Annotated in this window: 11 protein-coding genes and 1 pseudogene; 8 read left to right on the top strand and 4 right to left on the bottom strand. The window is 40.2% G+C overall.

The genetic code is table 11. The features are described 5' to 3' along the window. Nucleotides 1–34 precede the first annotated feature (34 nt). Nucleotides 35–2785 (top strand): glycerol-3-phosphate acyltransferase, encoded by a 2751-nt coding sequence (locus VL20_RS12740; RefSeq protein ID WP_052276710.1) that lies wholly within the window; start codon nucleotides 35–37, stop codon nucleotides 2783–2785. Between the two features lie 741 nt (nucleotides 2786–3526). Here VL20_RS12740 and VL20_RS12735 read toward each other — a convergent pair. Together VL20_RS12735 and VL20_RS28485 are read right to left on the bottom strand one after the other, a co-directional pair. After that, on the bottom strand, nucleotides 3527–5683 hold the full coding sequence (locus tag VL20_RS12735; RefSeq protein ID WP_052276709.1) for a putative PEP-binding protein: 2157 nt from the start codon (nucleotides 5681–5683) through the stop codon (nucleotides 3527–3529). Nucleotides 5684–5754: 71 nt separating this feature from the next. Continuing rightward, entirely contained in the window at nucleotides 5755–5961 is a 207-nt protein-coding gene (locus tag VL20_RS28485; protein ID WP_128575207.1) for a hypothetical protein, read from the bottom strand. On the opposite strand from VL20_RS28485, the pseudogene VL20_RS12730 reads away from it, so the two are divergent. From VL20_RS12730 to VL20_RS12720, 3 genes and pseudogenes are all read left to right on the top strand, one after another. Then, nucleotides 5952–6646: pseudogene (locus VL20_RS12730) on the top strand (response regulator transcription factor). The gene VL20_RS28485 and the pseudogene VL20_RS12730 overlap by 10 nt on opposite strands. A gap of 174 nt (nucleotides 6647–6820) precedes the next feature. Beyond that, nucleotides 6821–7033, top strand: coding sequence for a hypothetical protein (locus VL20_RS12725; RefSeq protein ID WP_002757840.1), 213 nt, complete (start codon nucleotides 6821–6823; stop codon nucleotides 7031–7033). A 20-nt stretch (nucleotides 7034–7053) separates the two neighbouring features. Next, complete coding sequence (locus VL20_RS12720) at nucleotides 7054–7452, top strand: helix-turn-helix domain-containing protein (RefSeq protein WP_052276708.1); 399 nt, start codon at nucleotides 7054–7056, stop codon at nucleotides 7450–7452. Nucleotides 7453–7565: 113 nt separating this feature from the next. On the opposite strand, the gene VL20_RS12715 is transcribed toward VL20_RS12720, so the two are convergent. Both VL20_RS12715 and VL20_RS12710 read right to left on the bottom strand, forming a co-directional pair. Then, nucleotides 7566–7760: a type II toxin-antitoxin system VapB family antitoxin gene (locus VL20_RS12715; RefSeq protein ID WP_002752171.1), complete on the bottom strand. Its 195-nt coding sequence runs from the start codon at nucleotides 7758–7760 to the stop codon at nucleotides 7566–7568. Nucleotides 7761–8445: 685 nt separating this feature from the next. Continuing rightward, nucleotides 8446–10536: a serine/threonine-protein kinase gene (locus VL20_RS12710; RefSeq protein ID WP_052276707.1), complete on the bottom strand. Its 2091-nt coding sequence runs from the start codon at nucleotides 10534–10536 to the stop codon at nucleotides 8446–8448. A gap of 277 nt (nucleotides 10537–10813) precedes the next feature. Here VL20_RS12710 and VL20_RS12705 point away from each other — a divergent pair, with 277 nt between their 5' ends. From VL20_RS12705 to VL20_RS12690, 4 genes are all read left to right on the top strand, one after another. After that, the gene (locus tag VL20_RS12705; RefSeq protein ID WP_002765070.1) at nucleotides 10814–11602 is read left to right on the top strand and encodes an ABC transporter permease; all 789 of its coding nucleotides are present in this window, start codon (nucleotides 10814–10816) and stop codon (nucleotides 11600–11602) included. A gap of 276 nt (nucleotides 11603–11878) precedes the next feature. Further along, nucleotides 11879–12463 carry a pseudouridine synthase gene (locus VL20_RS12700; RefSeq protein ID WP_052276706.1) on the top strand — a complete coding sequence of 195 codons (585 nt, stop codon included), beginning with the start codon at nucleotides 11879–11881 and terminating at the stop codon, nucleotides 12461–12463. 104 nt (nucleotides 12464–12567) lie between these two features. Next, complete coding sequence (locus tag VL20_RS12695) at nucleotides 12568–13956, top strand: AAA family ATPase (RefSeq protein WP_052276705.1); 1389 nt, start codon at nucleotides 12568–12570, stop codon at nucleotides 13954–13956. Continuing rightward, nucleotides 13956–14522 (top strand): hypothetical protein, encoded by a 567-nt coding sequence (locus tag VL20_RS12690; RefSeq protein WP_052276704.1) that lies wholly within the window; start codon nucleotides 13956–13958, stop codon nucleotides 14520–14522. The genes VL20_RS12695 and VL20_RS12690 overlap by 1 nt, the downstream gene beginning before the upstream one ends. The last annotated feature ends 17 nt before the right edge of the window (nucleotides 14523–14539 follow it).

Below are 14539 nucleotides of genomic sequence, written 5' to 3'. Positions count from 1 at the left end.
CTAAGACAAGATCGTAAACTAAGACGCATTTTAAATGAGAGAAATTTTGGGATCCCTATTTATTTTTTTAGTCTGTCCCATAATCGGTGGACTGCCTCTGATCGATTGGATAAATTATCTCGTAACTGGACGTAAATTATCCCAATTAGGTACTGGTAATATCGGTGTAACTGCCGCTTTTTACCATGGGGGTAAATTGGTAGGAATTTTGGCGGTAATTTCGGAAGCAGCCAAGGGAATTATCGTTATTTTCCTAACCCGTTTATTTTTTCCCACCGGCTCCACTTGGGAATTATTAGCTTTAATTGCCTTAGTCATGGGGCGCTATTGGTTAGGAAAAGGTGCGGGAACTACTAATGTTTTCTGGGGATTAATCGTTCACGATTTTGTCGCTGTTTTTCTCACCTCAATCATTAGTGGGATTAGCTTTACTATTTTTCGAGAAAAATCTACGGGTAGATTGGTAGGATTATTTTTATTAGCTTTAATTCTCACCTTGCGCCGTCCCCACGATTCAGGTTATATTATAACTGCCATTGCTTTAGCCTGTTTATTAGGGGCAATTTTTCAAAAAATAGCCGACGATTTAGACTTACCCGAAGCAAGTGTTAACAATGAATCAAAAACTATGTTTCGTTTTTTTCGTGGAGATCGATCGATCCAAACCCTTGATGACAATCTGGTAGCTTCAAAAGTGGGACAAAAAGCCGCCACTTTAGCCGATCTTAAGCGTGCCGGTTATCCCATTCCTAGGGGTTGGATTTTACCCCCAGGGGATGATCCACAACCGTTAATAGAATCTCTTCATCCTGATATTAATCATCCCTTAGTCGTGCGCTCTTCCGCTATTGGAGAAGATAGTGAAACCGCTTCATCTGCGGGACAATATACTACAATTCTTAACGTCATCGATCAAGAAAATTTAGCGGCGGCGATTTTAAGTTGCCAAACCTCCTATAATAGTCCTAATGCTGTTAATTATCGACTCGATCGAGGTCAAGAAAACACGGCCATGGCTGTGTTAATCCAAGAACAAATTCGAGGAGTTTTTTCGGGAGTTGCCTTCAGTCGCGATCCGATTAATCCTCTCAGTTTAGATGTAGTTATTGAAGCTTTACCCGGAGATGCCACCAGAGTTGTATCGGGAAGAATCACCCCCGAAAGTTATCGAGTTAATTTAGAAGAAAATATCATCATCGGAGCGGGAGATATTCCCCCAGCTATTATTCAACAGGTAGCTAATCTTTGTCGGCAATTAGAAACCCTTGATCATGGCATTCCCCAAGATATAGAATGGACTCATGACGGACAAAAATTATGGTTATTACAGTGCCGTCCTATCACTAATTTACAGCCAATTTGGACAAGAAAAATCGCGGCTGAAGTTATCCCCGGGGTGATTCGTCCTTTGCCTTGGTCAATTAATCGTCCTTTAACCTGTGGAGTTTGGGGAGATATTTTCCAGTTAGTTTTAGACAAAAAAACTCTCGATTTGGACTTCAATGAAACAGCCACTTTACACTATCAAAGAGCCTATTTTAATGCTTCTTTATTAGGAACCATTTTCCAGCGCATGGGATTACCTCCAGAAAGCTTAGAATTTCTGACCAAAGGGGCAAAGTTTACCAAACCACCTTTAACGGCAACCCTGGCTAATTCCCCCGGTTTATTAAAACTTTTAGGACGGGAATTACAGTTAGAAAAAGACTTTAGCCAAGATCAAAAAACCTATTTTATTCCGACGCTCGAAAAAATTAACGCTACTTCCCTAGAAGCTTTATCTTCAGGGGAGATTTTAGAGCAAATTGAGGAGATTTTAACCGTCTTAAAAAAAGCTACCTATTATAGTATTCTTGCTCCTCTTAGCTTCGCCTTGCGTCGCAGTATTTCCCGAGTACCTTTTGAGAAATTGGATAACTCCCAAGCACCAGAAATAGCCTCAATGCGATCGCTATCTGAACTGAGAAAAAATACGATCGATCGAGATTTTGACTCAGCTTTTTCCCTCTGGTTAGAAACCTACGGTTATTTAAGCGAAGTGGGGACTGATATTTCCATACCGAGATGGCGAGAAAATCCCCCATATCTGCTACAACTACCCTTAGATATTCCGGGCAATAATAGCCATAAAAAAGTCAAATCTTCCCACAATGTCCAAAAAAGATTAAATATCAAAAACCAGGTAACTGAAATTTACTCCCGTCTTTTAGCTCACCTACGCTGGCATTTTCTCGCTTTGGAAACCCTCTGGTTACAGCAGCAAATATTATCGGAGACGGGAGATATATTTTATCTAAATTACTCAGAAGTTACCCAGTTGGGTCAGAATAATAAAATCGCCAATCTTAACCAGATTATCCGTCAGCGTCGTCAACAATTCCAAGAAAACTCTCAATTAACCGATATTCCCTATATCGTTTATGGACAACCACCGAAAAGAGAATTTTTAGTTTCAAATTTAACTGCAAAAAAACGCTTACAGGGAATTGCCGCTAGTGGGGGGACAGTGGAGGGACGAATCAAAATTATGCCAACCCTACAAAATCTAGAAATTGCCCCTAATACTATTCTCGTTATTCCCTATACTGACTCAGGATGGTCCCCTTTATTATCCCAGGCTGTGGGAATTATTGCCGAGGTGGGGGGACAATTATCCCATGGTGCTATCATTGCCAGAGAATACGGAATTCCCGCGGTTATGGATGTGCATAATGCCATGAAATTGTTAAAAGATGGTCAATTAATTCGTCTCGATGGCAGTCAAGGAATTATTGAAATTCTCTAGGCATTAGGGGACAGGGTGTGGGGTGTGGGGTGTAGGGTGTAGGGTGTAGGGTGTGGGGTGTGGGGAGAATAAATAAAATAATCTCCTGACTCCTGACTTGTGACTCCTGACTCCTGACTCGGAGACTCCTAACCCAATGGTAGATGTTGGATTTTTGCAGAAGTTCTATTTTCCGACAAAGATAAGCAAAAATTATTTATTGACTCCAATAACTTGAGAATATTTAAATTAACATTTCGCAATATTTACAAATTCTTAAGAATTAATTGAGAAAGATTTTTATTTAACAACGATGTTATGCCGGTTACAGCGATTTGATAGAATTTCATAATGGGGTATTTTATGCTTTTTTGGGCAGCAACGGTTGAAACCCTTGCCACACCTAGAAGGTAATCCCAATTAAGACAGGTAAATGAGTCAATTTCACCCACAACGATGATCTTTTTTTTGTGTAGTTTTATTGCAAAAAAAAAGTTTTTTTGACAAAAAGCACAAAGTATGGCTTATGAAGTGGGGAGTGGGGAAGTGGGGAAATGGGGTAGTGAGGTGGTGGGGAAGTGGGGAAGTGGGGAAGTGGGGAAGTGGGGAAGTGGAGCATTTGGCTGAAATTTCCCTAAACCCCTAAATCCCTATCTCCCGACGACCAGCTACCGACTCCTAACCCCACCAACAAACTTTTTGCCGCAAACCCTACCTAACATCTTCCCCAACAGCCAACCCCTAACGCTCCTTTTGCCGAGGTTATCTGCTATTTTCCAATAAAAATCTTCTTTCGGCGCGAACAATTGCCTCTCTAGTGGCTAAAACTGCTTCTGTATCCACCGAAAGAGAAGTCACGCCCCAAGCAATCAGATCATCGATAATTTCAGGATACTGGACGATAGCCATGCCGCAAACGGAACAGGGAATCTGTAAAACTTTTGCTTGAGTGATAATTTGTTTTAAAGCTGCCCTGACTGCGGGATGACGGGCATTAAAATATTCTGAGAAATGTTCTCGATCGCTACCTAAAAGTAATTGAGTTAAATCATTAGTACCAATAGCGATTAACTGTACCCCTGCTTGCACATAATCCCTCAATTGAAAGATTACCCCCGGTACTTCCACCATTATCCCCAATTGGAAAGAAGGGACTTGAGTGAGTAAAGCCGATTGTACCCGTTGCCGGCAAAAAATAAATTCCTCAACCCCGCGGACAAAGGGAAGCAGTAAATTAATATTGGTGGCGCTGGTGGTTTGTACCCGTCGTAAAGCTTGCAATTCCAGATCGAATAGAGTCGGATCTAATATATAACCATGGGTTCCCCGACTGTCTTGAGCCGAATGTTGAGCATCAAAAGAACGGTAAAATAAAGGCTTAGGTTGGATACTAAGGGCAAATTGTGCGATTAAATCACTTAATCTCTCGATCAATGCTTCTTGATGCTCTGGCGTTAACCATTCTTCTAGATTACGCTGAGAAAGTAAGTCTAAAATCATCCATTCTGAGCGCAATAAACCGATCCCATCAATAGGCAGTTCTTGGATTCTGGCAATACTTTCAGTTTGACTGAGATTAACCATCAAACGGGTAGCAATTGCCGTCCCGTCGGTTTCTCTGGGGAGTGGAGGGGGTAAGGAAATCTGTTCCTGAGATGCTAGAGAAATAATTCCCCTCGTACCATCTACTAAAATTATCTCGCCTGAGCGGATAATTTCCGTGGCATTTTTCACCCCGACAACGGCTGGAATGGCTAATTCCCGGGCTAAGATGGCTCCATGGCTAGTTAATCCCCCCTGTTCCGTGATCATTGCTCGAATTTGGCGTAAATGGGGCAGTTTTTTCGGAGGTAAATTAGTAGTAACCAAAATGCAATCCTGAAAATTTGCCTCTGGGGAGTCGAAATTGCTGATCACTTTTGCCACTCCCGATGCCAACCCTGGGGATGCCCCTAATCCTCTTAAGGGATAATGGGAGGTAGTGGGGGTGATTTCCTGACTGTGACAGTTGAGAATATAAATTTGACCATCTAGCATCATCAGCCATTCTATGCTGGTTAAGCTGGGTTTTTCCGCCAGTAGAGATTGAACCAGTTGACAAAGGCGATCGAGGGCGAAATTATCTAAACAGTAGCTTTCCTGTAAACTGGGTGCTAATAATTGTGGCGCGAGCAGATTACTGTCACTATTGAGATAATAAGCGCGGGATTTATTGCCTAATTGCCGACTGCGTAATTGACCAGAGCGATCGATAATATAGGTATCCGGTGCCACTTCTCCATTAACTAAACTGTGTCCTAATCCCCAAACCGCCTGAATTTCCCAGTTATCCTCATTAATCAACACATTTCCCGCACAATTGGCCGGTAATAACGCTTGTACCAGTAAAGATAATTGAATGTTTTCTAAACCAATTCCCATTTTTCGCCAATAAAATAGACTTCTGGCGGTGAATAACTCCGCCCAAGCTTGTTTTAGGGCATTTTCTAGATTATCTGCTTTAATTCCACTGATTGGGGCGGAAAATAAACCGAGCGTTCGCCGAGCCAGATTAGCTGGTAGGGAAAAGCGCCATACTAGGGTATCCATGGATAATTGTGCCACGGCCGCCTCTAGTTCTTCTAACCAGAGAGGAGGAATTTGCGCTTGTAAAACGGCGCGCCGACTCTCGCGCGCAACTAATTGCAGAGCTTTGGCGTTATCTACGTCTAAATAGAGGGAAGATTGGGGAAAATCCGTCAGAAACGAGTCACCATGGTCGATAGTTTCCAAAAATTCCGCAAAAATGCGGTTAAAAATGGCAAATCCCCTGATAATTGGGTATCCTCGCTGATGTAATTCACTGGCAATAAAAGCTTTTTCCCCCACCAGGGGGCGATCAGAAGCACTAATGCGATCAAGCCAGCAGAGAATGGTCACGGGATTTGTTAAGAATGGTGAAAGGATTGTAAAATCATTGTGTGATTTTTGTAACTTTTTAGTTCTATCTGCTAGTTTAACTCACCGTCACTATCTTGAGGATGATCTGGGGAGTGGGGTGTGGGGTGTCGGGTGTCGGGTGTGGGGTGTGGGAATCTCCTGACTCCTATCTCCTGACTACTGACTCCTATCTCCTGACTACTGACGACCGGCTCCTGATAGCTGATAAGATAGGATTCGGACAATATTCGATCGCTGCGAGAAATTGATGGACACACCTGCGAAAGTTTTGTTAGTGGATGACGAACCGGGGGTTCGTGAATCTGTGCAAGCATATCTACAGTACGGGGATGAATTCGAGGTAAGAACTGCTAGTAATGCTAACGAAGCCTGGGATTTACTCAATCAAGAAATTCCGGAATTAGTCATCTCCGATATTATGATGCCGCAGGTGGATGGCTATCAGTTTCTCAAGAAATTGCGCGAAGATGCTCGTTTTCAGACAATTCCCGTGGTTTTTCTCACTGCTAGGGGGATGACGAGCGATCGCATTCAGGGTTATAATGCCGGTTGTGATGCTTATCTATCCAAACCTTTCGATCCCGAAGAATTAGAAGCATTAATCAAGTCTTTAATCGAGCGCCGTCGTCAATCCTTGCAAGCCACCAGCGAAAACGCTAGATTAGAAGAAATTGCCCGAGATATCCGGGAATTAAAACAGCAGGTGGGACAACAGAACACTTTTACTACTACTCCCCCCCCGATTAAAATTGACCTTACCCCCGGGAACAAAGCGTTTTAGATTTAGTAGCGGAGGGATTGATGAATAAAGAAATTGCCAGTCGTCTAGAAACCAGCGTCAGAAACGTAGAAAAATACGTCAGTCGCTTATTTAGCAAGACTGGTACTAATAGTCGCACGGAATTGGTACGTTTTGCCCTAAAACACGGTTTAACCAGTTAATATAGGAACTAACTATAAAGTAGCGGACGGGAGTGTCAATAACTGACGATGACAAGCAACTGAATTACCGATGGAAAACGTTTCATCAGTTCATCCTATGGCTTCTGGCGTTGAAACAAATTTTGTTTTAGAGCTAACCTTTGAGCAAGAGCAGAATGGGAGGATATATCAACCATGTTAAGCACTGATCTAGAGATAAGACTAGCAACTTTAGAAGCTGAAGTAGCACTGCTTAAGCGTTTGCTACCTACTGTCAGCGAAACTCCCTGGTGGGAAAAAATTGTCGGCACTTTTGCTGACGATCCGGCTTACGAAGAGGCAATGCAGTTTGGTCAAGAGTACCGCCAGTCTCTAAAACCTTTAGCCGAGGAAGCATCCGAATCCTGAAATGTATCTCCTTGACACCGATGACCCTTACTTTTAATCCAGAAAAATACAAAGAATTACTAGCTCGCCATTTACCTAAAGTTATTAAAACAGAGGCAGAAAATGAAAAAGCTTTGGCTATTGTGGAAGAATTAATGCACAGTCAGCAGCGAACTCCCGAAGAAGATGAACTTTATGAGCTTCTAATTTTTTTAATTGGGAATTTTGAAAAAAGCTTTTATCTACAAGAATCAACCACACCTCATTCTATGTTATTGTTTTTGATGGAACAGCAAGGCGTTAATAAGAAAGACATAGCCAGAATCCTTGGCTCTGACAAAATTGCCTCTAGTTTAATTGAAGGAAAAGGGTCAATTACCCAAGAACAGGCGAAATTATTAGGACATTTCTTTCATGTAGATTATAGTTTGTTGATGTAGATACGATCCCCTCTAGCTTGTCGGTTGGGTTGAGCGCTTTAATGCTTAGGAGAAAACTGCTCGATTCAAAAATTTGAGCTAAAACCCAACATTCTTTAACGACATCGTAAGAATCATTGATTGTGCCTCATTTCCTCAAGGTTTCCTTCCCATTTAAGCTTACCTTTAAAGGCTTTAATTTTCTCCTGTTGTTTGAGCCGAATCAAAGTCTTAAGACCCAATTCAACAACTTCTTGTTTAGTCTTTAAACCAGTAGCTTTAAGAGCATCAGCCATGAGTTGGTCATCAATGATAATGTTAGTCATCATCCTATTCCTAGTTGTGTATAGTAGATTGTTAATATACACATTATATAGGGTTTGCTGAATAAATGTGAGATGTAAGCAACGTAGAAATTTTGTGGCTTTTCTTGCAAAACAGATGCAAGATTGTGAGAGAATCGTCATTCAAAATCTTGCGTCTTCATCGGCCCACGTCCTGTAGGGGCGAAGCATTCGGACAATAACCTATCGGTGAAACTGTAGATTTTCGGCGTTGTCAAATTGAAAGATGCTCCCAATCAGCACCGGAACGGAAATTACTTTGATAGGAAAGATTACCCTGCATCTTGACAATTAGTGTTTAATGAACGAATAGTGCCGATAGTTGGGCTTAAGTGGGGAACAAGAGTCGCTCGATTTAGCAGTGGAATTAGCCCTAAAATCGGCGTAGGGCTAATTCATGAATTAGCCCTACAATCGGCGTTGTCAAATTGAAAGATGCTCCGAATCAGCACCGGAGCATCTTTCCTATTCTGATATGACAACGCCAGATTTTCTATCCGAATGCTTCGCCCCTACTTTTTGCCGCATACCCTATTTAGGAGAAAACTGCTCGATTCAATAATTTGAGCCAAAACCCAATATTTTTAAAGACATCGGTGCAGTTGGGTTTCCCGCAAGTGTCGCTCATTTTCGATAGACAAAAGTTATTGCTGTCACCCCCAACACAAGTTTACTGTCCCACTCGCCAAATTTTGATAGTTTTGTCACCACTCCCACTAGCTAAATAGCGGCCATCGGGACTATATACTACTGAGTTAACCGAGTCAGAATGACCAGTAAGGGTACGCAATTCTTTTCCCGTTGCTACCTCCCAAATTTTGATAGTTTGGTAACTCCCACTAGCTAAATAGCGGCCATCGGGACTATATACCACTGACCAAACCCAGTCAGAATGACCAGTAAGGGTACGCAATACTTTTCCGGTTGCTACCTGCCAAATTTTGATAGTTTGGCGACTCCCACTAGCTAAATAGCGGCCATCGGGACTATATACCACTGACAAAACCCAGTCAGAATGACCAGTAAGGGTACGCAATACTTTTCCGGTTGCTACCTGCCAAATTTTGATAGTATTGTCACGAAGCCCACCCCCACTAGCTAAATAGCGGCCATCGGGACTATATACCACTGATAAAACTGGACCAGAATGACCGGTAAGGGTACGCAATTCTTTTCCTGTCGCTACCTCCCAAATTTTGATAGTTTTGTCATCACTACGACTAGCTAAATAGCGGCCATCGGGACTATATACTACATCAGCCCCGTAAAGGTAAGAATAAACAGTAAGGGTACGCAATTCTTTTCCGGTTGCTACCTCCCAAATTTTGATAGTTTGGTCAATACTCCCACTAGCTAAATAGCGGCCATCGGGACTATATGCTACTAAAAAAACCCCGCCAGAATGACCAGTAAGGGTACGCAATTCTTTTCCGGTTGCTACCTCCCAAATTTTGATAGTTTGGTCAATACTCCCACTAGCTAAATAGCGGCCATCGGGACTATATGCTACTGAAAAAACCTCGTCAGAATGACCAGTGAGGGTTTTATCGGGAAAACTATGTTCTGAAAATTTTTTTTCTTGTGGTGAGTTTATTTCCTGACTTTTAAAATAACCATAAGCTTGCGTTATTCCTACTCCTAATAACAAAACTCCACCAAGAGCTATCATTCTATTTCTCAGCTTATTCTTTTTAATCGGTTGTCCTGGTGTTTTTTGGGGTACAGCTACAGGTGAAACTGGCGGAGAAGAATTAATCTTAGGAATAACTGGCGATTGTTTTTGAGTTACAATAGGAGGCGGATTTGGTGGTGGAGATGGTCTATTAGGAGTTGTAGGAGGTAACTTTAATTGCCTTTCAATCTGATCTAAACGTTGTAAAATAACCCTAGTATTAGCTGGTCTATTCTTTGGCAATCTTCCCATTAACTCGTCAATAAAATCCAACAATAACGGGTGAATATTTTCCGTTTCTTCTCGCCAAGCTAAAACATCATTAACCGCATCATAAATTTCTAAAGGATGTTTTCCGGTTAATAAATGCACAAAAGTTCGTCCTAAAGCATAAAAATCTGATTGAATCACCGCTTGGCTATGTTGTTGTTCATTGGGTGTATATCCGGCTGAGGTAATACCTGTTACTTGTTGACCTTTGACCTTTTGATGATAGGTTTGGGTTTCTTCCCTTGCTGTGCCAAAATCAATTAACACCAACTCGCCACTATTACGCAACATGATATTAGGAGGTTTAATATCTCGATGCAGCCAATTCTGTTGATGAATTTTATCGAGAATTAAAGTAATTTCTCTCAGCCATTTTAAGGCTCGTTTTTGACTTAAAATATCATACTGCTTTAGCCACTGTTCTAAATTAATCCCCTCCACTTTTTCCATAACTAAACAGTGTAATATTTTCCCTTCCCTCGTGGAATATTGAAAATAGGCATCTGCGCGAGGAACACCGGTGACATTTTGACGACTCAACTCTAATAAAACGTCATATTCCCGTTTAAATAATTCCACTGCTTTCGGTTCATTGTTCCATTTTTCTTGTAATACCTTGAGTATTTTGGCTGTAAAACCCTCAAAAGCCTCATAAACAACCCCAAAACCGGTCGTATCACTCAATAACCGACTCACCCTATATTGACCATTTAACAACAATTGAGAGCCGCAACTTTGACAGTAACGAGTATTCGAGTTATTATTACTCGGATGCTCCGGTTGAGAACAATCGGGATTAATGCAGTAACAGGGTTTCATCTCGGCTATCAGTTATTTTAGCGGGTGAATAATTGCAAGTTTTCCCTTACCTGTCTTTGAAGGCATTTTATCATAAGTAAGTAGTAGTAGTAACGCACCAAATTAAATTAATGATAGGTGTGGTGCGTTACGACGGATTGTTAGATTCAAGTTTAAGCAGAGATTGTCACCGTCTAACGCACCCTACATTTTACTAAACTGGGATGAGCCACTCTTGAAAAAGGGGACAATTATTAATTATTATTAAAAGTATATTTACTAATTAACCAAAATACCAGTGAAACTAGCTCAAGCTCAGACGATATTAACAGACACTTTAACCGTATTTTGGGGAGAATGGCTAGATTTACGGGCGAGAGTCCTTCAGATCGCCGCCACAGGTTTAGTTTCTCCCCTAATCTATATTATCGGTTTCGGGTTGGGGTTGGGAAGCGCCCTCGATCGCTCGATGAAACCCTCACTCGGCGATTCTTATCTAGAATTTATTTTACCCGGAATGGTGGCCCTGTCCTCAATGGCGATCAGTTTCGGGGGAACCACCTTTTCCATCTGTGGCGATCGCTTATTTAGTAAAACCTTCGAGGAATTATTATTACTTCCCGTCCATCCCCTCTCATTATTTTTAGGCAAAGTTTTTGCGGGAATTTTGCGCGGTGTAATGACTTCTGCATCAGTGATTCTCATCGCTATCTTATTTACAGGAAAATTTGCCAGTTTTCTCAATCCCCTCTTTTTATTAATTTTAATCTTAAATTGTGCCGTCTTTGCCAGTTTAGGGGCAATTGTCGGATTGCGAGTTCAATCCCTCGAAAGTGCCAGTCTCTATAATAACTTTTTAATCGTGCCGATGTCTTTTTTAGGAGCAACTTTTTTCGATCCCAAAACCTTACCCTGGGCATTAAAAATTATTGTTTATGCCTTGCCCCTCACCTATGCTAGTCTAGGATTAAGAGCCGCAGCCTACGATATCAATCAATTTCCTTGGTTCGCTATCCCTATTTTATTAATCGTCGCTCTTCTTCTCTCGATTGTCGGCGCTTATCAATTCTCCCATCAACGGGATTGAATCAGTGATCAGTAATCAGTAATCAGTAATCAGTTATCAGTAATCAGTTATCAGTTATCAGTTATCAGTTATCAGTTATCAGTTATCAGTTATCAGTTATCAGTGGTCAGTAATCAGTTATCAGTTATGAGTTAAGTACCCAAGCAAAATTAATTAAACATATCTAACTACCTCTTGCCTTTTGCCTTTTGCCTTTTGCCTATCTTCTAGGAAATTTATTTTACACGACTACTTATCTCCTGACTCCTGACTCCTATCTCCTGACTCCTTTTTCCCTTGAATAAATATATCCTTTTTTATAAACCCTACGATGTATTATGTCAGTTTACTGATGAAAATGGTCGCTCGACTTTAAAAGATTATATTCCCATCCCCAATATCTATTCTGTCGGTCGTTTAGATAGGGACAGTGAGGGATTATTATTACTCACAGATAACGGTCAATTACAGCATCGTTTGGGTCATCGTCAATTTGCACATCCGCGCACCTATTGGGTACAAGTCGAAAGAATTCCAGACCTAAACGCTTTAGAAAAATTGCGTCAAGGTCTTCATATTCAGGATTATCGCACTCGACCAGCAATAGTTAATTTACTAGATTTTGAACCGGATTTACCCCCCAGAGAGCCACCGATTCGTTATCGAAAATCTGTCCCCACCGCTTGGTTAGAAATTACCTTAACTGAGGGAAGAAATCGTCAGGTAAGACGGATGACGGCAGCCGTTGGTTATCCGACTTTAAGATTAATTAGAACAGCCATTACTATTGACAAAAACAATAAATTATGCTTAACAGGATTACAACCCGGTCAATGGCGAGAAGTGACTGAAAAAGAGAGAAAAGCCTTGGAAAGGTTATAATTTCTGTAAGTAACCTTGATAACCAAAGTTGAATGTATAGTTTGGGACTTGATCAAATGACCCACAATTATCTATAATCGTGAATATTAAACCGAAAGACAAATATGAAAGTTAAAATTAAAAATCTTGGCATTTTAAAACAAGCAGAATTCAGTCTAGGCGACTTCACAATTATCTGTGGTGGTAATAATACAGGTAAAACTTATGCTACCTACGCTTTATTCGGTTTTTTAGACACTTGGCGAAGACTATTAACTTGGCCAACATTTGGACTCAAAGAAAAAATTAATCAACTACTTTCTGATGGTGTAATTAGTCTCGATCTACAGGAGTATGTTCAACAGTGTGAGATTATTCTTACTACAGGTTGTCAAAGATATATTCGACAAATACCTGAAGTTTTTGCTGCCAACGAGGAGAGGTTTAAAAATGTTGATTTTCAGATAGAATTAAATTTTGACAATATTCAATTTCAAAATAAGTATGAAAGGAAAATTAGTACAGCAACATGGGAAATTATCTCGATTAGCAAACCTGAAGATGAGCCTTATTTATCCATTACATTATTAACAGAAACAGAAAAAATAAATCTGCCAGTGCATTTTCTTGAGGATATCATTTACGACAGCATCCAAGATATAATTTTCTCTCAGTTTTTTCCCAGGCCATTTATTGCTAGTGCAGAAAGGACAGGAGCGGCAATTTTTCGCAAAGAGTTAAATTTTGCTCGTAATCGTTTACTGGAAGAAATTAGTAAAAATAGCAATTTTAATCCTAGAGAACTGTTATTTAATGTTTCTCAGGATTATGCGCTACCAGTCAAAAAAAATGTAGATTTTACTAGACAAATAGAAACAATTGTCAAAAAAAATAGCTTTATCGCCGAAAATCATCCCAGTATTTTAGAAGATTTTGCCGATATTATTGGTGGTCAATATATGATTACTAGCAATGATGAACTTTATTACATTCCTAAAGGAAAAAAACTTAGACTATCGATGGATGAAAGTTCTAGTGCTGTACGTTCTCTTTTAGACATTGGCTTTTATTTAAGACACGAAGCTCGAATCGGAGATTTGTTGATAGTAGATGAACCTGAATTAAATCTCCATCCAGAAAATCAACGCCGTATCGCTAAACTTTTCGCTCGACTGATCAACATTGGTATTAAAGTTTTTATCACTACTCACAGTGATTATATTATCAAAGAAATAAACACATTAATTATGCTTAACCATGATAAACCACACCTGAAACAAATTGCCGCAGAAGAAGGCTATAGACAAGAGGAATTATTATCGGCTAATCAAGTTAAAGTCTATATTGCTGAAAAAGCTTTAAAGATGTTAAAAGGACAAAAAAGAAAAACTAAATTTCACACTTTAAACCCCGCTAAAATTGATCACGAAATGGGTATCGAAGCACGCAGTTTTGATACTACTATCGAAAATATGAATCGTATTCAAACGGCTATTATTTGGGGTGAGGAGTAATGTCTGATATTGCTATACTCAAAGAAATGATTAGCAAGTGTGCGATAGTAGAGTTGGAATATAAAAAAGAGTACAAACGAGATATTTATTTACTGAAACTGACAGAAAATCAAGATAACTATTCGTTTGTGATTAGTGGAATGCCTGAACCCGATCGAGTTATTGTGATCAAGCTAGATGAGTTTTTTGATGTCCGCAAAATTTTTACTGGTAGTAAAGGTGAGTGTAAGCGTGCAGATTTTATAATTATCGCTAATACCCCTACTGAAAAAGTTATCCTTTGTTTGGAAATGAAGAAAAGCGGAGATTCTAATCCATCGATAATTAAACAATTAAAAGGAGCCGAATGCTTTGTCTCCTATTGTCGTGAAATCGGACGCTTATTTTGGAATCAACCCGATTTTCTTCAGGACTATCAATATCGCTTTGTTAGTATTAAAAATATCAGTATTTCTAAAACAAGCATGAGCAGCCGTAAACTTTCTCAAAAAAGTGAGATTCACGATCAACCAGAAAAAATGTTAAAAATCTCTGCTAAAGCGAAGCACTTTCAAGAATTAATTTAGTCCTATAGCTTGACATT

The sequence above is a fragment of the Microcystis panniformis FACHB-1757 genome (assembly GCF_001264245.1).
GTDB classification, from domain to species: Bacteria; Cyanobacteriota; Cyanobacteriia; order Cyanobacteriales; family Microcystaceae; genus Microcystis; species Microcystis panniformis.
Note: the sequence above shows the minus strand (reverse complement) of the source record. Positions and strands in the feature narration are given on the sequence as shown.

What these genes read in the sequence shown, in the direction of transcription:
- VL20_RS12710 (WP_052276707.1), bottom strand. Translation starts at nt 10,536, where the DNA reads ATGAAACCCTGTTACTGCATTAATCCCGATTGTTCTCAACCGGAGCAT.
- VL20_RS12740 (WP_052276710.1), top strand. Translation starts at nt 35, where the DNA reads ATGAGAGAAATTTTGGGATCCCTATTTATTTTTTTAGTCTGTCCCATA.
- VL20_RS12695 (WP_052276705.1), top strand. Translation starts at nt 12,568, where the DNA reads ATGAAAGTTAAAATTAAAAATCTTGGCATTTTAAAACAAGCAGAATTC.
- VL20_RS12720 (WP_052276708.1), top strand. Translation starts at nt 7,054, where the DNA reads ATGACCCTTACTTTTAATCCAGAAAAATACAAAGAATTACTAGCTCGC.
- VL20_RS12715 (WP_002752171.1), bottom strand. Translation starts at nt 7,760, where the DNA reads ATGATGACTAACATTATCATTGATGACCAACTCATGGCTGATGCTCTT.
- VL20_RS12690 (WP_052276704.1), top strand. Translation starts at nt 13,956, where the DNA reads ATGTCTGATATTGCTATACTCAAAGAAATGATTAGCAAGTGTGCGATA.
- VL20_RS12725 (WP_002757840.1), top strand. Translation starts at nt 6,821, where the DNA reads ATGTTAAGCACTGATCTAGAGATAAGACTAGCAACTTTAGAAGCTGAA.